Origin of the sequence: Gemmobacter serpentinus, from assembly GCF_008973825.1 — a bacterium.
In the GTDB taxonomy this organism is placed as follows: Bacteria; Pseudomonadota; Alphaproteobacteria; order Rhodobacterales; family Rhodobacteraceae; genus Gemmobacter; species Gemmobacter serpentinus.
This window is the reverse complement of sequence record NZ_WCHR01000017.1, coordinates 148839-171563: the sequence shown is the minus strand read 5'-3', so window position 1 is coordinate 171563 and position 22725 is coordinate 148839. Positions and strand designations below refer to the sequence as shown.

General features: G+C 63.5%; 18 protein-coding genes, 1 tRNA gene and 1 pseudogene. 10 read left to right on the top strand and 10 right to left on the bottom strand.

Translation table 11 applies throughout. The features are described from left to right. Nucleotides 1-5: 5 nt before the first annotated feature. Entirely contained in the window at nt 6-1040 is a 1035-nt protein-coding gene (locus GBJ34_RS11035) for a cysteine synthase A (RefSeq protein ID WP_151719317.1), read from the bottom strand. A gap of 273 nt (nt 1041-1313) precedes the next feature. Here GBJ34_RS11035 and GBJ34_RS11030 point away from each other — a divergent pair, with 273 nt between their 5' ends. Then, a complete protein-coding gene (locus GBJ34_RS11030) occupies nt 1314-1898 on the top strand; it encodes a TRAP transporter small permease subunit (RefSeq protein WP_151719316.1) in 585 nt (194 codons plus the stop codon). Continuing rightward, nucleotides 1895-3718 carry a TRAP transporter large permease gene (locus GBJ34_RS11025; protein ID WP_151719315.1) on the top strand — a complete coding sequence of 608 codons (1824 nt, stop codon included), beginning with the start codon at nt 1895-1897 and terminating at the stop codon, nt 3716-3718. The genes GBJ34_RS11030 and GBJ34_RS11025 overlap by 4 nt, the downstream gene beginning before the upstream one ends. A gap of 188 nt (nt 3719-3906) precedes the next feature. On the opposite strand, the gene GBJ34_RS11020 is transcribed toward GBJ34_RS11025, so the two are convergent. The 3 genes from GBJ34_RS11020 to epmA all read right to left on the bottom strand — a co-directional run bounded on the left by GBJ34_RS11020 (nt 3907) and on the right by epmA (nt 7705). Then, on the bottom strand, nt 3907-5004 hold the full coding sequence (locus GBJ34_RS11020; RefSeq protein ID WP_151719314.1) for a TRAP transporter substrate-binding protein: 1098 nt from the start codon (nt 5002-5004) through the stop codon (nt 3907-3909). 285 nt (nt 5005-5289) lie between these two features. Further along, on the bottom strand, nt 5290-6570 hold the full coding sequence (locus tag GBJ34_RS11015) for a hemolysin family protein (RefSeq protein WP_151719313.1): 1281 nt from the start codon (nt 6568-6570) through the stop codon (nt 5290-5292). A gap of 91 nt (nt 6571-6661) precedes the next feature. Further along, on the bottom strand, nt 6662-7705 hold the full coding sequence (gene epmA / locus GBJ34_RS11010; protein WP_151719312.1) for an EF-P lysine aminoacylase EpmA: 1044 nt from the start codon (nt 7703-7705) through the stop codon (nt 6662-6664). 85 nt (nt 7706-7790) lie between these two features. On the opposite strand from epmA, the gene efp reads away from it, so the two are divergent. After that, nucleotides 7791-8390 (top strand): elongation factor P, encoded by a 600-nt coding sequence (efp, locus tag GBJ34_RS11005; RefSeq protein WP_151719311.1) that lies wholly within the window; start codon nt 7791-7793, stop codon nt 8388-8390. Nucleotides 8391-8521: 131 nt separating this feature from the next. Here efp and GBJ34_RS11000 read toward each other — a convergent pair whose 3' ends face one another. Beyond that, nucleotides 8522-9139, bottom strand: coding sequence for a response regulator transcription factor (locus GBJ34_RS11000; protein WP_226341131.1), 618 nt, complete (start codon nt 9137-9139; stop codon nt 8522-8524). Continuing rightward, nucleotides 9136-11136: a PAS domain S-box protein gene (locus GBJ34_RS10995; RefSeq protein ID WP_226341130.1), complete on the bottom strand. Its 2001-nt coding sequence runs from the start codon at nt 11134-11136 to the stop codon at nt 9136-9138. The genes GBJ34_RS11000 and GBJ34_RS10995 overlap by 4 nt, the downstream gene beginning before the upstream one ends. A gap of 95 nt (nt 11137-11231) precedes the next feature. Between GBJ34_RS10995 and GBJ34_RS10990 the strand changes: the two genes are divergently transcribed. Both GBJ34_RS10990 and GBJ34_RS10985 read left to right on the top strand, forming a co-directional pair. After that, nucleotides 11232-12263 (top strand): DctP family TRAP transporter solute-binding subunit, encoded by a 1032-nt coding sequence (locus GBJ34_RS10990; RefSeq protein ID WP_151719310.1) that lies wholly within the window; start codon nt 11232-11234, stop codon nt 12261-12263. A gap of 130 nt (nt 12264-12393) precedes the next feature. Next, entirely contained in the window at nt 12394-13347 is a 954-nt protein-coding gene (locus GBJ34_RS10985) for a DMT family transporter (protein WP_192931194.1), read from the top strand. A gap of 407 nt (nt 13348-13754) precedes the next feature. Here GBJ34_RS10985 and tig read toward each other — a convergent pair whose 3' ends face one another. Both tig and GBJ34_RS10975 read right to left on the bottom strand, forming a co-directional pair. Then, entirely contained in the window at nt 13755-15089 is a 1335-nt protein-coding gene (gene tig / locus GBJ34_RS10980; RefSeq protein ID WP_151719308.1) for a trigger factor, read from the bottom strand. Between the two features lie 25 nt (nt 15090-15114). Continuing rightward, nucleotides 15115-15199: transfer RNA gene (locus tag GBJ34_RS10975), tRNA-Leu, on the bottom strand. A 391-nt stretch (nt 15200-15590) separates the two neighbouring features. Between GBJ34_RS10975 and GBJ34_RS10970 the strand changes: the two genes are divergently transcribed. After that, nucleotides 15591-16055 carry a Hint domain-containing protein gene (locus tag GBJ34_RS10970; protein WP_151719307.1) on the top strand — a complete coding sequence of 155 codons (465 nt, stop codon included), beginning with the start codon at nt 15591-15593 and terminating at the stop codon, nt 16053-16055. Between the two features lie 82 nt (nt 16056-16137). On the opposite strand, the pseudogene GBJ34_RS21220 reads toward GBJ34_RS10970, so the two are convergent. Continuing rightward, nucleotides 16138-17788: pseudogene (locus tag GBJ34_RS21220) on the bottom strand (NAD(P)H-hydrate dehydratase). Between the two features lie 185 nt (nt 17789-17973). Here GBJ34_RS21220 and GBJ34_RS10960 point away from each other — a divergent pair. The 4 genes from GBJ34_RS10960 to GBJ34_RS10945 all read left to right on the top strand — a co-directional run bounded on the left by GBJ34_RS10960 (nt 17974) and on the right by GBJ34_RS10945 (nt 21906). Beyond that, on the top strand, nt 17974-18312 hold the full coding sequence (locus tag GBJ34_RS10960; protein ID WP_151719306.1) for a P-II family nitrogen regulator: 339 nt from the start codon (nt 17974-17976) through the stop codon (nt 18310-18312). Nucleotides 18313-18425: 113 nt separating this feature from the next. Next, entirely contained in the window at nt 18426-19835 is a 1410-nt protein-coding gene (gene glnA / locus GBJ34_RS10955; protein ID WP_151719352.1) for a type I glutamate--ammonia ligase, read from the top strand. 733 nt (nt 19836-20568) lie between these two features. Then, nucleotides 20569-21006 carry a glyoxalase superfamily protein gene (locus tag GBJ34_RS10950; RefSeq protein ID WP_151719305.1) on the top strand — a complete coding sequence of 146 codons (438 nt, stop codon included), beginning with the start codon at nt 20569-20571 and terminating at the stop codon, nt 21004-21006. A gap of 276 nt (nt 21007-21282) precedes the next feature. Then, on the top strand, nt 21283-21906 hold the full coding sequence (locus tag GBJ34_RS10945) for a hypothetical protein (RefSeq protein WP_151719304.1): 624 nt from the start codon (nt 21283-21285) through the stop codon (nt 21904-21906). A gap of 6 nt (nt 21907-21912) precedes the next feature. On the opposite strand, the gene GBJ34_RS10940 is transcribed toward GBJ34_RS10945, so the two are convergent. Next, nucleotides 21913-22695, bottom strand: a complete 783-nt coding sequence (locus GBJ34_RS10940) for a heme-dependent oxidative N-demethylase family protein (RefSeq protein WP_226341129.1) — start codon at nt 22693-22695, stop codon at nt 21913-21915. Nucleotides 22696-22725: the final 30 nt, after the last annotated feature.

Here is a 22725-nt window from a genome sequence, read left to right as displayed (position 1 = left end):
GCGGCTCATGCGTCGGCATAGGCCTCGGGGATCGCGCGCGCCCCGCGGGCCAGCCATTCCGGGACCGGCAGCCCCTTGTCGCGCAGAAACTCCGGGTTGAACAATTTGGACTGATAGCGCGTGCCGTAATCGCAAAGCACCGTGACAATGGTATGGCCCGGCCCCATCTCGCGCGCCATGCGGATCGCGCCCGCCACATTCACGCCCGAAGATCCACCAAGGCACAGGCCCTCTTCCGACAGCAGATCAAAGACGATCGGCAGCGCCTCGGCATCGGTGATGCGATAGCTGAAATCGGGGGTAAAGCCTTCAAGGTTCGCGGTGATGCGGCCCTGACCGATGCCCTCGGTGATCGAGGAGCCCGGCGCGTCAAACTTGCCTTCGGTATAGAAGCTGTGCAGCGCCGCCCCTTCCGGGTCGGCCAGACCGACCTTCACGCCCTTGGGCTGCAACGCCATGCCGACACCCGCCAGCGTGCCGCCCGAGCCCACGGCGCAGATGAAGCCATCGACCTTGCCGCCGGTCTGTTCCCAGATCTCGGGGCCGGTGGTCTCGATATGGGCCTGACGGTTGGCCGTATTGTCGAACTGATTGGCCCAGATCGCGCCATTGGGCTCGGTCTTCGCCAGCTCTGCGGCCAGACGACCGGAATAGCGCACATAATTGTTGGGGTTCTTGTAAGGGGCCGCCGGCACCTGAACCAGCTCTGCGCCCGCAAGGCGCAGCATGTCCTTCTTTTCCTGGCTCTGGGTTTCCGGGATCACGATCACCGTGCGGAATCCCATCGAGGCACCAACCAGCGCCAGACCGATGCCGGTATTGCCCGCCGTGCCTTCGACAATCGTGCCGCCGGGTTTCAGCAGGCCCTTCGCCACCGCATCCTTGATGATGTAAAGCGCCGCGCGATCCTTGATCGACTGGCCGGGATTCAGAAACTCGGCCTTGCCCAGAATCTCGCACCCCGTGATCTCGCTGGCTTTGCGCAGGCGGATCAGCGGCGTATGACCGATGGAGCTGGCAAGATCGCTATAGACGGGCATGGGAGGCATCCTTCTGTCACTTCGCCGCGGGCTTGGCACTTGTGCAAGTTCTAGGACCAGCCGGGACGGAACTCAAGGCACAGCCCCCCGTTCCGACGCGGCCCATGCCGAACAAGACGCATTCCCTCAGGTTCCACTTGGTTTCCGGTAAAAAATCCTTGAAAAGATTCTGGGGAGGAACGGCATCTCGGGAAACCGGGCAGAACTGCGTGTCGCGTCCTTGCCAAAACCACGAAGCGCGCAAACAAAGCGCCAATTACGGGGGTTACATACATGAAACCACTGCTTGCGGTCTCCTCCGGGATCGATCGCATGAATGAGATCATCGGCAAGGCGGTCGCCTGGCTTATCTTCATCGCGGTGCTGGTCAGTGCGGGCAATGCCATAATCAGAAAGATATTCCACACCTCATCAAATTCCTGGCTTGAGCTGCAATGGTATCTGTTCGGCGCGGCCTTTCTGCTTGCGGCGGCCTATACGCTGAAACAGAACGAACATGTGCGCATCGACATCGTCTACGGATTGTGGTCGCGCCCGAAACAGCACTGGATCGACCTGTTGGGACACCTGCTGTTCCTGATGCCCTTCGTCACGCTGATGATCTGGTATTTCGTGCCATGGGTCTGGCGGTCCTATACCTCGGGCGAGGTGTCGACCAATGCGGGTGGCCTGACGATCTGGCCCGCCAAGGCGCTGCTGCTGATCGGCTTTTCGCTGCTCTGGCTGCAGGGCGTGTCAGAGATCATCAAGAAAGTCGCCGTGATGCGCGGCGTGATCGAGGATCCCAACCCCTTCGTTTCTGCCCATGCCGCGGCCGAGGCCGAGGGTGAGGCGCTGAAGGAGGAGCTTTCGAAATGATCGAATTCATTGCGCTCAATCTCGCGCCGATCATGTTCCTGTCGCTGATCGTGTTCCTGCTTATGGGTTATCCGGTGGCCTTCTCACTGGCGGCAAACGGGTTGTTGTTCTTCGTCATCGGGGTCTGGCTTGCACCGGCTTCAGATGGGGCGATCAACCTCAGCTGGCCCTTGCTCAATACAATGCCCAACAGGCTATGGGGGGTATTGTCGAATGAGACATTGCTGGCCATACCCTTCTTCACCTTCATGGGCATCGTGCTGGAACGCTCCGGCATGGCGGAGGATCTGCTGGACACGATCGGTCAGCTGTTCGGGCCGATCCGGGGTGGCCTGGCCTACGCCGTGATCATCGTGGGCGCGCTGCTTGCGGCCACCACGGGTGTCGTTGCCGCAAGCGTCATCGCCATGGGCCTGATCTCCTTGCCGATCATGCTGCGTTATGGCTATGACCGCAGCTTAGCGTCGGGGGTGATTGCCGCCTCTGGCACCTTGGCCCAGATTATCCCGCCCAGTCTCGTGCTGATCGTGCTGGCAGACCAGCTTGGCCGGTCGGTGGGCGATATGTATGCAGGCGCGATGATCCCCGGCCTCGTCCTGACGGGCTTCTACATGGCCTACGTCCTGATCATGTCGATCCTGCGTCCGAATTCCATGCCGGCCCTGCCGCCCGAGGCACGCACGCTCGGCTCTGGCGTCACCTCGCTTCTGGTGGCGCTGGTGCTGTGCGGTGCCATTTCCTATGGCGCACATGTCTGGCTCTATCCGACGCAGGGCAGCAATGCCGATATCCTTGGCTTCACGGTCGGGGTGCTGGTGATCTATGTGCTGGCATTGCTAGATCGCGGATTGAAAACCGGCGTGATGTCGCGGCTGGCACAGCAGGTCATCATCGTGCTGATCCCGCCGCTGGCGCTGATCTTCCTTGTGTTGGGCACGATCTTCCTCGGCATCGCCACCCCCACCGAGGGCGGCGCGATGGGGGCAGTCGGGTCATTGTTCCTGGCGGGCATGAAGGGCCGGTTGAACTATGGCGTCATCAGCCAGGCGCTGACCGCCACCACCCGGCTTTCGGCCTTTGTGATGTTCATCCTGCTGGGCGCGCGGGTCTTCTCGCTGACCTTCTACGGGGTGAACGGCCATCTCTGGGTCGAACATCTGCTGACATCCTTGCCCGGCGGCGAGACCGGCTTCCTGATCGTGGTCTCGATCCTCGTCTTCCTGCTGGCCTTCTTCCTCGACTTCTTCGAGCTGGCCTTCATCATCGTGCCCTTGCTGGTGGCCCCTGCCGAGGCGCTTGGCATCGATCTGATCTGGCTGGGGGTCATTCTGGGCGTGAACATGCAGACCTCTTTCATGCACCCGCCCTTCGGCTTTGCGCTGTTCTTCCTGCGATCGGTTGCGCCGAAATCGGCCTTCATCGACAAAGTGACCGGCCGCAGGACCGAGCCGGTGACCACGGGCCAGATCTATTGGGGGGCCGTGCCCTTCGTGGTGATCCAGCTCATCATGGTCGTGGTGGTGATCGCCTTCCCATCCATGGTGATGCATTACAAGGGGCCGCCGGTCGACACATCGAATGTGACGATCACCCTGCCCCAGATGCCGTCACTTGGCGGCGGCGGATTGGGTGGCGGCGGCTTGGGTGGCGGGCTCGGCCAGCCCGGCGGCTTGGGTCAGCCCGGCAATCTGGGCGGTGGTCTGGGTCAGCCAAATCTTGGTGGTGCCCCGGCCCCTGAACCCGGTCAACCGAACCTTGGCCAGCCCAGCCTTGGCCAGCCGAACCTTGGTCAACCCAACCTCGGGCAACCGGCGAACTGAGCCGGTACGGTATGAAGCCAAAAGGCCCCTCCAGTCGGAGGGGCCTTTTCCTTGCGCCCCGGGGGCAAGGGCTGCCGCACCCCCCTCTTGGGAACCGGGTGCCAAACCACGCCCGCTTGCGGCAGCGATAAAAGAAGAACCCCGGCCTTGCGGCCGGGGTTCAGGCGTTTCAGACAGATCAGGGGGGCTTACAGCTTGCCCGCGTTCTGTTGCATCATCATGAAGGTGTCATAGTTATATTCGGCGATCTGTGCCCAGGTGTAGTTCTCGGAACGGAAGGCCTTGATCGATTCCCAGATCTTCTTGAAGGGCGCGTTGGTCGCCTCCATCTCGGCATAGACCGCATTGGCGGCCTCGAAACAGGCGCTCAGGATCTCGGGGCTGAACGGACGCAATTGCGCGCCATTGGCCACCAGGCTCTTGATCGCGGTCGGGTTCTTGAAGTCGTATTTCTGCAGCATGTCGGCATCGACACCCTGGCAGATCGACCGCAACAGCGCCTGATAGGCAGGTGTCAGCCCCTCATAGGCCGCCTTGTTGAAGTAGAAATGGACGGTCGGACCGCCTTCCCACCAGCCGGGATAGTAGTAATAGGGCGCGACCTTGAAGAAGCCGAGCTTCTCGTCATCATAGGGGCCGACCCATTCGGCGGCGTCAATCGTGCCCTTTTCCAATGCCGGATAGATGTCGCCACCGGCGATCTGTTGCGGCACCACGCCAAGGCGTTCCATCACCTTGCCGGCAAAGCCGCCAACCCGCATCTTCAGACCTTTCATGTCCTCGACGGTGTTGATTTCCTTGCTGAACCATCCGCCCATCTGCACGCCGGTATTGCCGCCGGGCAGCGCGAAGATATTCTGGGTCGCCATAAATTCGTTGTAAAGATCGATGCCGCCGCCATGGTAATGCCAGGCATTGATGCCGCGCGCCGACAACGAGAACGGCACCGCCGCCGCCAGGGCATAGGTCGGATCCTTGCCCCAGTAATAATAGCCAACCGTATGGCAGGCCTCGATATTGCCTGCGGTTACTTCATCGGCCGCCTGAAGGCCCGGCACAAGTTCACCTGCGGGAAAGACCTGAATCTGGAAATTGCCATCCGTGGCCTCGGCCAGACGCTTGGACAGCGTCTCGGCACCGCCATAGATCGTATCCAGCGATTTCGGGAAGGATGAGGTCAGACGCCAGGTCACTTTCGGCGCGGCCTGGGCCAAGGCGGGTGCGGCAAGTGCCCCGGCTGCGGCCGAACCAATCGCGGCTTTGGTCAGGAATGAACGACGATCCATATAACTCCTCCCATTATGGTGTCCCTCGGAGGGCGGGGCTTGCGTCTTGGGCCCCGGATACCCTCGATTGCCGTGACGATCACATGCGCCCCGCCACCTGTCTAGCAAAAACATGCTGCAAGGGTTTGTTTCCCTAGGGAAATCCGGGCGGCTCGGCAGGGCATCGCCTGCTGCAGTGCAGCAACGCCGCAAGCCTGGGCAACAGCCCCGCAAAGCAGCAAAAAGGCGGCCCGAAGGCCGCCCTTTCTGACAATCGAAACGGCGCGGAATCGAACCGGCGCAGGATCAGCTGACGCGCGAGACCAGCACCTTGTCGATGCGACGCCCGTCCAGATCGACCACCTCGATGCGCCAGCCCTGTTCGGTGACCGACTGGCCGACCTGCGGCAACTCGCCCGCCACATCCAGCACGAAGCCCGCGACGGTTTCGAAATCGGCATCCGCACGCAGCGTCAGCCCCAGATGATCGGCAAATTCATCGACCGGCATCCATCCCGCGATCAGGAAGGATCCATCCTCGCGCTCCACGACCTTGGGCTCATCATCGGCCACGTCATCGAAGGTTCCGGTGATCGCCTCAAGCACATCCATGGGGGTGATGACACCCTCGAAATGGCCGTATTCATCAAAGACCAGCAGCATATGCGCGGGCGAGCGGCGCAGCGCCTCGATCACCTCTAGCGCCCCAAGGCCCTCATGAACCACCGGCGCCTCGATCATCAGCGCCCGCAGATCCACCGTGCCGCGCGGCGAGGCCCCAAGCCCCAGGAAGTCGCGGGCGTGCAGCACCCCGATCACCATATCCGGTCCGCCATCGGTCAGTGTCAGGCGCGAATGGCGGCTGTCGCGGAACAGGCGGATCACGGCGGCGGCGGTATCGGATACATCGACCGATTCCACCTCGTGGCGCGGCGTCATCAAGCCGCGCGCCGAACGGTCGGCGATGCGCATGACGCCTGCGATCATCGCGGTCTCTCCCCGTTCCATCACCCCGGCGCTTTCAGCCTCGGCAATGACCAGCTTGACCTCTTCGTCGGACATCGCATTGCCACTGTCACCCGACTGGCCCAGGATCCGCAGCACCGTCTTGCCCGACACATCCAGCAGCCAGACCAGCGGCGCGGCCAGGCGCGCGATCCACAGCATGACCGGGGCCACGCGGGCCGCCGTCGCCTCTGGCGCACGCAGCGCGATCTGCTTGGGCACCAGTTCCCCGACGATCAGCGACAGATAGGTGATGGCAACAACGACCGAACCCACGCCGAGAGGCTGCGCCAGGGCAGGCGAGACGCCCGAGGCCATCAGCGTATCCACCAGACGCGCACCAAGCGTGGCCCCCGAAAAGGCCCCCGACAAGACGCCGACCAGCGTGATGCCGATCTGCACCGAAGACAGGAAGCGGCCCGGGTTTTCGGCAAGCCCCATGGCGATGCGTGCGCCACTCGATCCCTTGTCCGCCATAACCTTGAGGCGCGCCGTGCGCGCCGAGACAATGGCAAGTTCGGACATCGCCAAGCCTCCGTTCACCAGGGTGAGCAGGACGACAATCGCGATTTCAAGATACATCTGACTTTCAGGGGGAAGCACCGGGCCGGGCCGGCAGGATCAGGCGAAGATAGGGGCAATGCGCGGCCAATACCAGAGGTTGCGCATATATTTACGCAACCGGAGTCCAGATCACATGGTCAAGCCCCGGCGCATGGGTCGCCAGCATCACCAGCCGGTCAAATCCGAGCGCGATGCCGCTGGCCGCAGGCATCAGGGCAAGGGCTGCCAGAAAATCCTCGTCCAGCGGATAGCGTTCCCCATAGACGCGCTGCTTTTCATCCATTTCCAGAGCGAAGCGGCGACGTTGTTCCTGCGGGTTGGTCAATTCGCCAAAGCCGTTGGCCAGTTCCACCCCGCAGGCGTAAAGCTCGAACCGTTCGGCCACCCGAGGATCATCCGGCGCGCGCCGCGCAAGGGCGGCCTCGGCCGAAGGGTAAAGATCCAGAATGGTCGGCACGCCATGGCCCAGATGGGGTTCGACCTTTTCGACCAGAACGCGGCTCAGCATGTCGGACCATGTATCATCCGCCGCGCGACGGATGCCCACCTGATCCATTTGCGCGGCGAGCAAAACCGCGTCAGGTTCGCCCTGCCCGTCCATCGTGGCCAGCAGGTCGATCCCGGCAAAGCGGCTGAAGGCCTCGGCCACCGACAGGCGCTCAGGTTCGGCAAACGGATCACAAACCGCATCGCGGTAGCGCAGCTGTTTCGTGCCCGCCTGTTCGGCCGCAAGGCGCATGAGGTCGGCGCAATCGCGCATCAGCACCGTGTAATCCTCGCCGACGCGATACCATTCCATCATGGTGAATTCGGGGCTGTGGCGCTGCCCGCGCTCGCGGTTGCGCCAGACGTGCGCAAAGCTCGCGATCCGCGTCTCGCCCGCCGCCAGCAGCTTCTTCATCGCAAATTCCGGCGAAGTGTGCAGATACATCCGCCGCACCTGCCCGTCATGGCCGATCATTTCGGTCGCAAAGCCATGCAGATGCGCCTCATTGCCGGGACTGACCTGAAGGGCGGCTGGATCGACCTCCAGAAAATCGTTCTGTGCCAGCCAAAGCCGGATCGCGCCCTGGATGCGGTTGCGGGCCAGAAGCGCGGGCCGCCTGCCCTCATGGATCTCGGGTCTCCACCACTCCACTGTCGATCCGGTCATTTGCGCCTCTTTTGGCTGGAAATCATACGCGCTTCCCGCTAAGAGCGGCGCAATCGCGCATGGGTTCAGGCCAAGCCCTCACCCGATGCGACACGACATAAACAAGGATTGTTCCGTGGTCAAAGTCATCGCCTCCAGCCTGCGCAAAGGCAATGTCGTCGATATCGACGGCCGCCTCTATGCCATTCTCATCGTCGAAAACGTCCATCCCGGCAAAGGCACCCCGGTGACCCAGGTCGATATGCGCCGCATTTCGGACGGGGTGAAGGTGTCGGAGCGCTGGCGCACGACCGAGCAGGTCGAACGCGCCCATGTCGACGAATATGAATATGATTTCCTCTATGAAGATGGCGAAGGCTATCACTTCATGGAGCCGCAGACCTATGAGCAGATCGTGGTGGGTGCCGATGTCGTTGGCGACAACAAGGTCTATCTGCAGGAAGGTATGCGCTGCTGGGTGAAAACCTTTGAGGGCAATGCCATTGCCATCGAATTCCCGCAAAAGATCGTGGTGGAGATCACCGAGACCGAGCCGGTGGTGAAGGGGCAGACCGCCTCCTCGTCCTACAAGCCCGCGATGACCGATAGCGGTCTGCGCGTCATGGTGCCGCCGCATATCGGATCGGGCACCAAGATCGTGATCAACACCGAAGACAATTCCTATGTGGAACGCTTCAAGGAATGATCCTTGATCACGTCTTGCGACATAGGCCCGGGGGAAGCCCCGGGCCTTTTGCTTGAATGACCACAGCCTTGAAGGCCGAAAATTCGTCGAATTTTCGTGACTTGCGGATTTTCGACGAAAATCCGTGGCACTTAGCTTTCGCCGCCCAGCATGGCGGCCAGTTCGATCGCGTTGCGCACACCCATCTTGGCCAGCACCCGGCCGCGATGCACCTCGACCGTGCGTATGGCAATGCCCAGCTGATCGGCGATCTGCTTGTTCAGGGCCCCGCTCAGCATGGCGCGCATCACCTCATCCTCACGTGCGGACAGGGTTGCCCGCCGCGCCGCCAGATCGCGCCGCACCGCGGCTGATGCCTCGGCCAGCCGATGCGCCTCGATGGCGCGCAGCGCCAGATCGACGATCTGGTTGTCGTTGAAGGGCTTTTCCACGAAATCAAAGGCGCCTGCCTTAAGCGTCTGCACCGCGACCGGCACATCGGCATGGCCGGTCAGAAAGATCACCGGCACAAGCCTGCCCATCGCGCGCAGCCGTTCGAACACTTCGGGGCCAGACAGCCCACCCATCCGCACATCCAGAATGACACAGGCACCATCCTCCAGCGGTTGGGCCGCCAGAAACTCCTCGCCAGAGGCCCAGCCCCGCGCCCCAAGCCCGCGTGAAGCCAGCAGAAAGGACAGCGCATCGCGGATCGTCTCCTCGTCATCGACGATGTCGATCATCACCCCATCGGTGCCCGGATCCCTCATTGTGCCTCCTCCTCCGGCATCAGCGGCAGCGTGACGCGGAACAGCGTGCCGCCCCCCGCTTGCGCGTGATGCGCCAATTGCCCGCGATGCAGTTCGATGATGGAGCGGCAGATTTTCAGCCCCATCCCCATGCCCTGCGCCTTGGTCGAGGCAAAGGCATCATATAGCCGCGCCTCCAGCTCCGGCGCAATGCCGGCACCCTGATCGGATATCTCGATCACCGCCTGATCTTCGTCCCGCGCCAGGCGGATGGTCACCGCATCGCCATGGCGGGTCTCGGCCATGGCCTCCATCCCGTTGCGGATCAGATTGATCAGCACCTGTTCCAGCAAGATGCGGTCCGCCGCGACCGGCGGCACCGGCTGCGTGCCCATATCGGTCACGAGCCGCACCCGGTGCTCGCGCGCGTCAGCGGCCAGAAAGCCCACGGTTTCAGCGATCACCTCGCGCAGCACGACCTCTGACAGTTTCGGCTCGCGTTTCTTCACCAGATCCTGAATGCGGCGAATGATATGGCCCGCGCGGCTGGCCTGCTGCGCCAATTTGCCCGTTGCCGCTTGCAGCATCCCTGGATCGGGATTGCCGCGCTCCAGCAGGTTCAACATGCCCGCGCTGTAGGACGCGATCGCCGATAGCGGCTGGTTCAGCTCATGCGCAAGGGTCGAGGCCATCTCGCCCAGGGTGACCAGCCGCCCCGTGCGGGCCATGGTCTCATCCTGCGCGCGGGCAAGGCGCGCCGCGCGTTTGGTCTCGGTGATGTCGATGACCGATCCCATCCAGCCCCGATGCACCCCCGATGCATCGATCAGCGGCGCCTCATAGACCTGCACCTCGATCTCATGGCCGTCGCGGTGACGAAAGCGGGTCTCGAAGCTCTGGCTGGTCAGAGCACCTTCGCGCAACTGGCGGTGGCGCGCCTCGGTTTCGGCCAGATGCGCCGGATCCCAATAGGGCATCGGCGGGTCCCGGCTGACCAGTTCCTCCGGCTCGAATCCGACCAGTTGGCAAAAGGCGCGGTTGACATAAAGGATGCGTCCGGAATGATCCTTGGCCCGCAGACCGACAGTCAGGCTTTCCTCCATGGAGCGGCGGAAAGCGGTCTCGCCGCGCAGCCGCATCTCGGCGCTTCGGCGGCGCTGTGCGCTGCGCGCCAGCACCAAAAGCGCCAGCAGCGCAAAGCCCGCCAGCGCCGCAATGGCACCAAACAACAGCGCCGTGCGCCCGGCGGTCGGCGGATCATAGGCGGTGATGCGCAGCATGGTGCCGGGTAGCGGCGGGTCAAAGCTGATCGCGTGGCTTGGGTTGCCCTGCGGCGGTGCCAGCCGCTGCCGTTCCGCCAGCAGACGGTCGCCGCTGTCGCGCAACTGCACGCCATATTGTTCGGCGATCCACCACGGCACATGGCGTTCCAGGATCAAAGGCAGCGACAGGGTGACCGCGACATGGCCCGCCCCCTGTTCCAGCGGCATCGCCATGCTGACCCGGCCCGCGGCATCGACCGCGCCATAGACCGGGCGCGACAAGCCCGACGCCCGTCCGACCCGGCGGATCAGATCGCCATCCCCTACACCGCCCCCGGGCAAGACCCGGATCAGGCGGCCCGCGGCGTCATACCAGTTGATCGACAGCACCTCGGGGTTCGAGGCGATGTGCAACCGCGCCCGTGCATCCAGCAGGTCCTGTTCCGTGCCATTCGCCGCGTCCAGCGCCAGACGGGTCAGCATATCCTCATCCACCGACAGCTGAAAGCGCAGGGTCTGTTCGACCCAAAGCGCGTCCGTCGCCAGCTTCATGCGCAGCTGCTCGGCCTCGTTGCGCGTCACCAGCCAGACCAGCAGCCCCACCACCGCGACCAGCGCCACAATCGCCGCCAGCGGCACCAGCGACAGCAGGTCGCGGCGGCGCGGCAGATCCCCCGCCGCATTCCAGGCGTCATGCCCGGAAACCGGCCTATCGATGCGCTTGCGTGCCAGCCTCGGCCCCTCCCGCCGGTTCAAGATTGCGTTTGCACCATAGCGATCCGCGCCCGGCGGTGGCAAGATGAGCCGGGATGAGATCGCCCCCCTAAGATCCCCCCATAGCCGGAGAGATGATGCCAGACGCCCCCGCCACAATCCGCAAGACGATCACCCGCCGCCGCCTTGGTCTGGTCGCGGGATCTGCGGCGCTTGGGCTGGCGGCCCCCCTGCCGCTGCGGGCAGCACCCGTCACCATCAAATTCAGCCATGTCGTGGCCCCCGATACGCCCAAGGGCAAGGCCGCACAGAAATTTGCGGACCTCGCCGCTGCCTATACCGAGGGTGCGGCGGTCGTCGAAGTTTATCCCAACAGCCAGCTTTACAAGGACAAGGACGAGATGGAGGCGCTGCAGCTTGGCGCGGTGCAGATGCTCGCCCCCTCGCTTGCCAAGTTCAGTCTGCTGGGCCTGCCGCAATTCGAGCTATTCGATCTGCCCTTCCTGATCGATGGCCATGCGGCGCTGCGCCGCCTGACCGATGGCCCGATCGGCCGCGATCTGCTGGGCCAGCTTGCCACGCGCGACATCACCGGGCTTGCCTATTGGGATAACGGGTTCAAGCTGTTCTCGGCCAACCGTCCCTTGGTCACGCCCGCAGATTTCAAAGGGCTGATCCTGCGCATTCAGGCCTCACGCACGCTGGAGGCGCAGATGACAGCCCTTGGTGCGCTGCCGCAGGTCATGGCGTTCTCCGAGGTTTTTCAGGCGCTGCAAGCCGGGCTGGTGGATGGCACGGAAAATCCGCCCTCCAACATGTTCACCCAGAACATGCATCAGGTGCAAAGCCATGCGGTGCTGACCGATCACGGCTATCTGGGCTATGCGCTGATCGTCCATCGCGGCTTCTGGGACCGGCTCGACCGGCGGATGCGCGACCAGCTGGAACAGGCGGTGGCCGAGGCCACGTTGCATGGCAATTCGATCGCGCGCGACGAGAACGCCCAGGCGCTGATTGCGATGCAGGCGGCAGGCACCACACAGTTTCATCAGATGACGCCTTCCGAACGCGCAGCCTTCGTCTCAGTGCTGCACCCCGTTCACGCCGCCATGGCGGATCGCATCGGGCCGGATCTGCTGCGCCAATGCTATGCGGTGCTTGGCCTTTGACCTGTGCCACAGGTGCTTGCCTGCCGCTGACATCCTGAATACGGCAAGATATGTCGCAGCCGGATCAGCATTCGGCAACAGGGCGCATAGTTTCGCCCGCATCGCGCCCTTCCGCCCAAGGATTCCGTCCATGCCAAGCCGCAACTCCGCCCTGCTGGGTGTCTTCTGCCTTGTTGCGGGGATTGCAGTGTTTTCGCTTCAGGATGTGATCCTGAAACGGCTGTCAGGGGATTATCCGCTGCATCAGGCCATGGTGCTGCGCAGCCTTGCAGCAGCCCCCCTGCTGTTTGCGCTGGCGGTCGCTGCGGGCGGCGCGCGCAGCCTGTTCGCACCGGGCTGGACCCAGATGGTGATGCGCGGCTTTGTCAGCTTTGCCGCCTATACCTGCTATTATCTGGCGCTGCCTGCCATGCCGATCGCCACCACCATCGCGCTTTATTTCTCGGCTCCCCTGATGATCGTGGTCTTTGCCGTCTTCATGCTGGGAGACCGGGTCAGCCTGCCGCGCTGGCTTGCCATTGGCTTCGGCTTTCTGGGGATGCTGTTCATCCTGCGCCCCGACGCGGCGCCGGTTGATCTGGCCGCGATCCTTGCGGTGCTGGCGGGCGTCGCCTATGCCTTTTCGATGATCCTGGCGCGGATGCAGGGGGCCAAGCACAGTGCGGCGGCCCTGGCCTTCCATGGCAATCTGGTCTTTCTGACGCTGGCCCTGCTGCTGTCGCTGATCTTCGGGCGTGGCACCTGGAACAGTGCCGACCTGCATCCGAGCATCGGCTTTCTGGCGCGCGGCTGGGTGATGCCGTCTTGGGTCGATATGGGGCTGATGGCCTCTTGTGGGGTGATCGCCGCGCTTGGCCTGACGCTGCTCAATCAGGCTTACCGCATCGCGCCTGCGCCGGTGCTGGCCCCGTTTGAATATACCGCGCTTCTATGGGGGCTGGTCTGGGGCTGGACATTCTGGGGCGATTGGCCGGATGGCAGCACCTGGATCGGGATCGTCATCATTGTCGGATCGGGCCTGGTCGTGCTGTGGCGCGAGGCGCAGGAACGCCGGGTGGAAAGCCGCAGCCCCGCATTGGCCTGACCAGCGGCGGCGACCGACCTCTGCCCCGGCTGCCGCGCCAGGCCCTGTATTGATTGATGGTTCAGCACGGCGGAACAGGCCCCTGCGACATCAGGGCGGCGACCGGTGCGGGCGCGGGCGCGCCGCCCTCATCTGCACCTGCGCCCCGGTGCGACCCGGCCTGGCCTGGCCTGACAGTCATGCGGGTGACAATCCGATGGCCGGCCCCCCGAAACCTTTTCGCCCTATCCCCGGGATCATATCCCGATATCGCCGATCCGCTCAGCCAAGCTGCATCGCCCGAATGAATCGCCGCGGCCGGGCCTGACCCCACGCCCTGCGACGGGCCGGAACGCATGTCGCCCCGCCCGGAAAGCAAAGGGCCGCACCTTTCGGCGCGGCCCCGTTCTTCAGATCGAAAATTCCGATCAGATCTCGTCCAGCGCCTCGACGGCCTTCTGCAGATCCTCTTTCGAGATTTCCTTGTCGCTGACCTTGGCACCCGACACGATCAGGTCGACAACCTTGTCTTCAAAGATCGGCGCGCGCAGTTGCTGTTGCATCTGGGCATTCTTCTGCACGAATTCGAAGAAGGCGCGTTCCTGGCCCGGATATTGACGGGCGGCGTTCAGCACGGCCTGGGTCATTTCCTGATCCGACACGGTCACGTCGGCCTTGCGGCCCACTTCGGCCAGCAGCAGGCCCAGACGGACGCGGCGCTCGGCCAGCTTCTTGTGCTCGTCGGTCGCTTCGACATGACCATGATTATGGTCATGCACGTCCGGGTTTTCTTCGTGCCACAGCTGATGCGCGATCTGCGCGGCTTCGGCTTCCACCAGCTTCGAAGGCAGGTCGAACTTCACCAGGCCGTCCAGCTGATCCAGCAGCGAACGCTTCAGCACGGCGCGGGCCGCACCTTTGTATTCTGCTTCCAGACGCTCGGCGATCTGACCTTTCAGAGCCTCCAGCGACTCGGCACCGAATTTGGTGGCCAGTTCGTCGTCCAGCTCAGCCGCTTTCGGGGCCTTCACCGCATGGACCTTGCATTTGAACAGGGCTTCTTTGCCTGCCAGATGCGCGGCGCCATAGTTTTCAGGGAAGGAAACCTTGACCTCGACCTCATCCTCGGCCTTGGCGCCGACCAGTTGCTCTTCAAAGCCGGGGATGAAGGAACCCGACCCCAGAACCAGCGGATAGGATTCGCCCTTGCCGCCCTCGAAAGCCTCACCATCGATGAAGCCCTCGAAATCGATCGTCACCTGATCGCCATCCTTGGCCTTGGAGCCCTTCTTGCGGTCTTCGAACGATTTGGCATTATCGGCCAGATTGGCCAGCGCCTCATCAACGGCGGCCGGATCGGCCTTCACCACCAGACGCTCCAGCGTCACGTTGGAGGCATCCAGATCCGGGATCGGCGGCAGCGCCTCATAGGACATCTCGACCACGACGTCCTGGCCTTCTTTCCAGTCCTCGCCGCCCACCATCTTCACTTCGGGCTGCAGCGCCGGACGATCGCCGGAGGCCTCGAAATGCGATTGCATCGCACCGTCAATGGCTTCCTGCATCGCTTCGCCGATCAGGCGCGGACCGAATTGCTTGCGCAGTATGGCCATCGGCACCTTGCCCTTGCGGAAGCCCTTCATCTCGATCTCGGGCTGCGCCTCGACCAGTTTGGCCTGGACCTTTGCGTCCAGCTCGGCGGCGGTCACCGTGATGGTGTAGCCGCGCTTCAGACCTTCGTTCAGGGTCTCGGTGACCTGCATGCGTGTTCCGTCCTTTTCACATCTCTGGTGCGGGTGGAGGGACTTGAACCCCCACGCCTTGCGGCGCCAGAACCTAAATCTGGTGCGTCTGCCAATTTCGCCACACCCGCTTCTCCAACACGCGGCACGCCCCCTGAGAGGCCTGTCGCGCCCTGAAAATCCGCGCCCTTCTAGCAAAGCCCCGCGCGGGAAGCGAGGGAAAAATCTTGTCCCGTGACCTTGCTGTCACATGGCCCAAATCGGGGCCCATTTCGGGGAATGGATCATGCCGCGCGTCGGGTCGGTTCTGGCCGCATTTATGGCACAAATCCGCAGGGCAAATGGCGCATGCGCAGCCGCATTTCCGGTTTCCGGCCCTAATCCCTGCTGGCGGCGCCCCGGCAATTGCGGCACCTGTGGCCGGAATGTGGCGGGCCTGCGCGGAAAAAGACCTCGCCCCCGGCCCATTCCTGCCATATTCTGCCCCGAAAAGAGCAGAAGCAAAAACACACAGGTCACACCATGATCCCCGAGAGCCTCGGCGCCCTTGCGCATGATACCGCCTGCCTGACCGCCCTGACTGCCGGCACCACCGTGCTCACGCTGAAAGGTGCCCTGCCGGTCGAGGCGCTGCGCGCCGGCGACCGGATCGTGACCCGCGACGGTGCCCGTGTGCTGTTGGGTCTGCGCGAGGTGGCGGCCCCGAAAATGGTGCGTGTCTCGGCCTCGGCCATCGGGATCGAACAGCCCGAAGAAGATATGGTGATCTCGGCCGATACCCGCATTCTGGTGCGCGACTGGCGCGCGAAGGCACTGAAAGGCTGCGATCAGGCGGTGATCGAGGCCTCTCGTCTGGTCGATGGCGAATATATCCGCTTTGAAGAGACCAGCCCCGCCGCCTTCTATGCGCTCGATTTCGACAGCCATGTCGTGATCTATGCCGGTGGTCTGGAACTGGCCATCGCTCCGGCGGTCGAGCTGGTCTGATCCGGCTCCCGATCATTGATTTGCAGGGCCGCCCCGACCGGGCGGCCTTTGCCATTCAGGGACCGTCACGTTCGGGGCCAGCTTAGATCCCAAGCGCGCGAAACACCTTCGGCAGTTCTTCCGGCAGATCCTCGGCAATCAATCCCGGGCCAAAGCAGCGCGCAGCCTCCACATGCAGCCAGGCGGCGGTGCAGGCGGCAGCAAAGGGATCAAAGCCGCGCGCCAGCAAGCCGGCGATGAACCCCGCCAGCACATCGCCCGAACCTGCGGTGGCAAGCCAGGGTGCCGCGCGGTCATAAACGGCGGCGTTGATGGCCGCATCGCCATTGGGGGCGGCAATGACGGTATCGGCCCCCTTGAACAGTACCACGCAGCCCGCCCGCGCAGCGGCCGCGCGTGTGGCATCCAGTTTGGAATAGGCGGGTCCGGTGGTCGCGGGTTCGGCCAGTTTGGCGGCAAGATCGGGGAACAGCCGGGCAAATTCTCCCGCATGGGGTGTCAGGATGCAGCGGGGGGAAAGCCATGCCGCAAGGTCGCCCATACCTGCCAGGGCCGTCAGCGCATCGGCATCCAGCACGACACAGGCTCCGTGTTCCGCCCGCAAGGCCACGGGCAGCAGCGCCGCCGCCCGCGCCACCCCCAGCCCCGGTCCAAGGCAGAGCGCATTGATGCGCTTGTCGGAAAGGGCTTCGGTCAGCGCCTCTGGCCCGGCCACCTCACGCAACATGATGGCATTGAGCTGCGCTGCATGTTCGGCCATGGCATCCGGCGGGGCCGCAATGGTCACCAGCCCCGCCCCGATCCGCAGCGCGCCGCGCGCCGCCAGCCGCGCCGCCCCGCCACGGCCCATGGAACCCGAAAGGATCAGGGCATGGCCGTGAGTGAACTTGTGCCCTTGTGGCTTCGCCAAAAGGTCAAGCCGGATCCCCTCGGGACCGAGACGCGCAGGTTCAGCCATCCGACAACCCCAGATCGACGACGATGATCTTGCCGCAGTGACGCGCGCATTCAGGCACGCCATGTGCCACTTTCATGCGATGAAACGTGACCGTCATGTCGAAGAAGGCAATCTGCTGCGGGTCCTCGCAAGAGCTGGTCTGCGCCAGATACTCGGGCGGGTGTTCAACAACCTGGCCTGTATCGCTGTTGAACCCGGATGGAATGTCGATGGCAATCGCCTTCGTCCCATCCTGATGCCAGTGGAGTCTGTCGAACGCCGCGCGCCAACAGGCATCAAGCGGGCGGGAGAGACCAATGCCGAAAAGGGCATCGACGATCAGCGCATAGCCGTCAAACCCGACACAAGTTGCCTCAATAAGCTCCGAATAGCCGAGAATCTTGCCACCAGCCTGTTGCCACCGTTCATAATTCACCCGCGCATCGGGCGGCAGGCGGTCAGGCTCGCCATGGAAGAACAGATGCACCTCCCAGCCGCGCTCCCGCAACAGCCGCGCCACCACGAACCCGTCGCCGCCATTATTGCCCGGCCCGCAAAGCACAGCCGCCCGCAATGCCCCCTCATCTGTTCCCAAATATCCCGGGGTCCGGGGCAGCGCCCCGGGGCTGTCCCCCGCGACGGACGGCCCCCGCTCAAGCTCCGGCCATTCGGCCAGAATCGCCGCCACCACCCCGCGCCCGGCACGCTCCATCAGCTCCAGCCCAGTGACTGCGCCGGATTCGATGGCCGCACGCTCAACGGCGCGCATTTGGGCAGAGGTCAGCAATTCAGGCATGTTTTGCAGCTTTTGGATTCCAATACCGCCCCAATAGGCGGCAATATGCACATATATTAGGCAATCACCCGGTTTTCCCGACCCGCGCGGCCATGCCAGCCAGCCTAGCCGATTGTCGCGCCGCCGGGGAAGTGGTCACTGGACCGCGACAGATGTCACAGGTCACGTTACGGGGAGGTCGAAAGGTGAAGAAGATCGAAGCGATCATCAAGCCCTTCAAGTTGGACGAGGTGAAGGAAGCCCTGCAGGAAGCCGGCATCCAGGGCCTTTCCGTCACCGAGGTGAAGGGGTTCGGTCGCCAGAAAGGCCATACCGAGCTTTACCGTGGTGCCGAATATGTCGTGGACTTTCTGCCCAAGGTGAAGATCGAGGTCGTCCTGTCGGATGATATGGTCGACACCGCGATCGAGGCGATCATCTCGGCCGCGCGCACCGACAAGATCGGCGATGGCAAGATCTTCGTCTCCCCCGTCGAACAGGCGATCCGCATCCGCACCGGCGAATCCGGCGACGACGCGATCTGATCCGGCCGCGGGGTCACGGATTTTCGACGAAAATCCGCGCCCTGCCCTGACATCACAGCTCACACCGGCCCGCAATGGCCAGACCCGCAAAACCCCAACCGAAAGGCAGCATGATGAGCGCGATTGCGAATGCTCTGAAACTGATCAAGGACGAGGAAGTCGAATATGTCGACGTTCGCTTCACCGATCCGAAAGGCAAGCTCCAGCACGTCACCATCGTGGTGGACCTGATCGACGAAGACTTCTTCGAAGAAGGCTTCATGTTCGACGGATCCTCCATCGCGGGCTGGAAGTCGATCGACCAGTCGGACATGAAGCTGATCCCCGATGCGACCTCGGTCTATATCGACCCCTTCTATGCCGAGAAAACCCTTTGCGTGCATTGCGACGTGGTCGAGCCGGATACCGGCGAAGCCTATGACCGCTGCCCGCGCCAGATCGCCAAAAAGGCCGAGGCTTATCTGAAGTCCTCCGGCGTGGGCGATGCCGCCTATTTTGGCCCGGAGGCCGAATTCTTCATCTTTGACGACGTGCGCTATTCGGTTGCCCCGAACAAAGTGTCGTTCCAGCTTGACGCCGAAGCGGCTGCCTGGAACACCGATGCCGAAATCGGCGGCGGCAACCTGGCGCATCGCGCGGGTTACAAGGGGGGCTACTTCCCGGTCAACCCGATCGACGAGGCGCAGGATCTGCGCGGCGAGATGCTCTCGACCATGAAGCGCATGGGCATCAAGGTCGACAAGCACCACCACGAGGTCGCGACCTGCCAGCACGAGCTGGGCATGATCTTCGGTGGTCTGGTCGAACAGGCCGACAACATCCAGAAATACAAATATGTGATCCACAATGTGGCGCATGCCTATGGCAAGACCGTGACCTTCATGCCCAAGCCCATGAAGGGCGACAACGGCAGCGGTATGCATGTCAACATGTCGATCTGGAAAGACGGCAAGCCGTTGTTTGCAGGCGACAAATACGCGGATCTGTCGCAGGAAGCCCTGTGGTTCATCGGCGGCATCCTGAAGCACGCCAAGGCGCTGAACGCGCTGACCAACCCGTCGACCAACAGCTATAAGCGCCTGATCCCCGGCTTCGAGGCCCCGGTTCTGCGCGCCTATTCGGCCCGCAACCGCTCGGGTTGTGTCCGTATTCCGTGGACCGAATCGCCGAAAGCCAAGCGTGTCGAAGCCCGTTTCCCCGATCCGTCGGCGAACCCCTATCTGGCTTTCGCCGCCCTGATGATGGCCGGCCTTGACGGCATCAAGCACAAGATCGATCCGGGCCCGGCCTCCGACAAGGATCTCTATGATCTGCCCCCCGAGGAACTGGCCGCGATCCCGACGGTTTGCGGGTCGCTCCGCGAGGCGCTGGAAGAGCTGGAAAAAGACATGGACTTCCTGCTGGCCGGTGACGTGTTCACCAAGGAACAGCTGGAAGCCTATATCGGCCTGAAATGGGAAGAGGTTTATGCCTATGAGCATACGCCCCACCCGGTCGAATATGCGATGTATTATTCCTGCTGATCGGATCTTTCGATCAACAGCCAAAGGGCGCCTTCGGGCGCCCTTTTCCTTTTGGGGGGAGGATGGCTGGGGAAAGATGGGCTTTGGCGATCGGACGGCCACAATCCGACGGCGGGTGGTGGCAGGTTTGCTCCGATCGCGCCTCTGCTTCCGCCCTTTCGCAGAATGCGGTCTCTCGCCGAGCCCGGCCTTTCTAAAGCCTGGCCTGTCGCTGAGCCCGGTCTATCATCGGGCCAGATCTTTCGTCTTGCTTCCTCATCATCTGGCCCCGTCTTCATCTGGCTTCATTTCTCGACCGGACCTTTCTGCATTCGGCTCACTCGCCGTTCGGCCCAGTCTCCGTTCGGCCCGGTCTGCTTTCAGTCTGGTCTTTCATCCGGCCCAGGGTTCTTTGCGTGCCGTTCGCCCGATCTTTCTCCCCGCTCTGTGGCAGGCTGTTTCCCCGGGCAATCCGTCTTTGGCCAATCCGTCTTTCGCCGCCTCGGGGCCACTCGCGGTGCCTGCCCATATGCTGCGCGGCCCTCTGGGGGCGGCGCAGCCCCGCCGCAGCCCCGCCGCAGTCCCCTTGACAGCCGGCCCTGCAGACCCCATCTGACGCATCGGCGCCGGACGCCAGCCGCCTGCGGGTGAAAACCTTTGGTGAAGTTCCGGGACCATGTCACATCTTTCGGGGGTGACACTTCGGCAATGCAGGCACCGGAGCGGCGGGATCTTCCCCCGTGGAGACTTCATCATGACGACGCATACCACCCAATTGACCCAGGCCAAGGCACAGGCCAAACGGCTGAGCACCCTTATGGGCGAAAACGGCCAGTCCGTGCCGCTGGCCCGGGCCTATGAGATGCTGGCGCAAAGCGCGGGCTTTGCCGATTGGAACACCATGTCGGCGCAGTTGCAAAAGCCGCGGGCCGAGGATGGCCCCGCCGCTTGGCAGCTTGGCGGTCATGTGCGCGGGCGCTATCTGGGCCAGCCCTTCGAGGGCCGCATTCATGGCCTGCGCCGCAAGGGCGCGACGCTGACCGAGATCGAGATCCAGCTGGATCAACCGATCAACGTCTCGCGCTCGGCGCTGTTCGAGGCGCCCCGTCGGCGGATCCGCAGCACCATCGCGGCAGATGGCCGTTCGGTCAGCGCCACCTCTGACGGGGTGCCGCATCTGGTTCTGGCCTGAGCCAAGCTGGTTTGAGGACGGAAAGGGCGCCCCTGTGGCGCCCTTTTGCATAGACTGCGCCTGAAACCTGGCAGGATGTCGCGCAAAGGCCTGCAGCCCGCTGCGCGGTTGCGTCGATTTTCAGCATTGGCCGAATTTCGGACACAATTCGCCGTCAGGTTGTTTTCAACTCCGACGAAAGCTCCCGCCATGCGCGTGCCACCCGACAGCCCGCCAGATGCCACACTCAATGCCATGCCCGACAAATTGCCGCCAGCAGGAACCGATCCTGACCCGATGACCGATACCACAATCGCCGTCCTGCTGTTCCCCGATCAGCCAGAGTTGAGCCTTGCCCATCTGCTGGCCGAAGCCGAGGCGCGGCTGACGCAAAGCTGGCCTGACGGCTTCCGCCTGCGTTGGGACAGTGACGAGATTGCCGTGTTCGAGATCGGCCATGCAAGGCTGATGGTCGCGGTCAGCGAACGCCCGCAGCATGGCCATGCGGGCGCGCTGCTGCTCGCGGTCGGCAGCGACCCAGAGGCGGCGAAGCCCGCGTTGCCGGCCCGGCTGGCGCAGCTGCGCCGGATCTGTGCCGATCTGGCGGCGCGCCTGCTGGCCCGCGCACCGGATGCGGCGGCGCTTTGGCGCCATGGTGACCATCCGCTCGACCTTGATCTGCCCGAGCATGAATTTGCCCGCCTTCCGAGCCGCGCCGCCCTTGAGGCCGCCCAGACCGAGGCGGGCCCGAAGGCCATGCGCCGCCTGCAATTCGGACGATTGTTCCCGGCCGGCGAATGGCAGCCCGATGCGGCCTTGCTCGACCGCCCGGCCCTGCCGCTGCGGCTGTCGGCGCGCAGCTTTCACGGCGCGCTGCTGATCTCGGCCCAGAGGGTGGATGCCCCGGCAGATCTGGCCTGAGGCCCGTCAATGCGCGGCGGCCATCAGGCTGTCGCGTGCCTCAAGCGGAAGATCGGCGACCCGCACCAGATAGGTATGGATCGAGAACACCACCGCCCGGCTGACCGGCAGGCGCAGCAGGCATTGGCGCTCGCAGCGGATGAACAGGTTTTCCACCGGACGGGGCCGCGCCACCCCTTCCAGCCTTGGCTGGAACAGCGCAAATTCATCATAAAGCAGCCAGTTCATCCGCCACAGCGCCTGTTCCGGGCGGATCGCGTCGAACAGGCGCTGCACCCGCTTGGCCACATCCTCGGTATAGGGTGTGACCGGCACATGGATCGTGGTCATCGGCCGCCCGATTTTTTGCGCCAAGGTCCAACTGGCTGGAAAGCACAGGATCGCGCCGGTCAGGCAATGCTCAAGCCCGTCATGCTGCAACAGACACAGATCCTCCTGCACCAGCAGGCCCGCCGTGCGCAAGGGATGGGTGCGATCCAGCGCCACGCCGACACCATCGGGGCGGATGACCCGGTCGGGGCTGATCTGAAAGCCGCCAAGACCCGCGATCTTGACCAGAACCGCATCCAGCAATTCCTGCGCGGCGGCCCCGGCCTCTGGCAGCAGGGCGTGCACCGCAGCCTCTTGTGTCGCGATCCGCATGTCGCGCTCTGCCATCTGCCCGGCATAGGCCTCATCGACGCGCAGCCAGTCATCGCCCTCCACCGGCAAGATACCGGGCAGGCGGGCGGTGCGCGGATCCATCCATGGGTAGAACGGCAGGCGGGCTTGCAGGATTGGCTGGCTCATGCCGGCAGCCTAGCCGAGCCAGACCGGGGG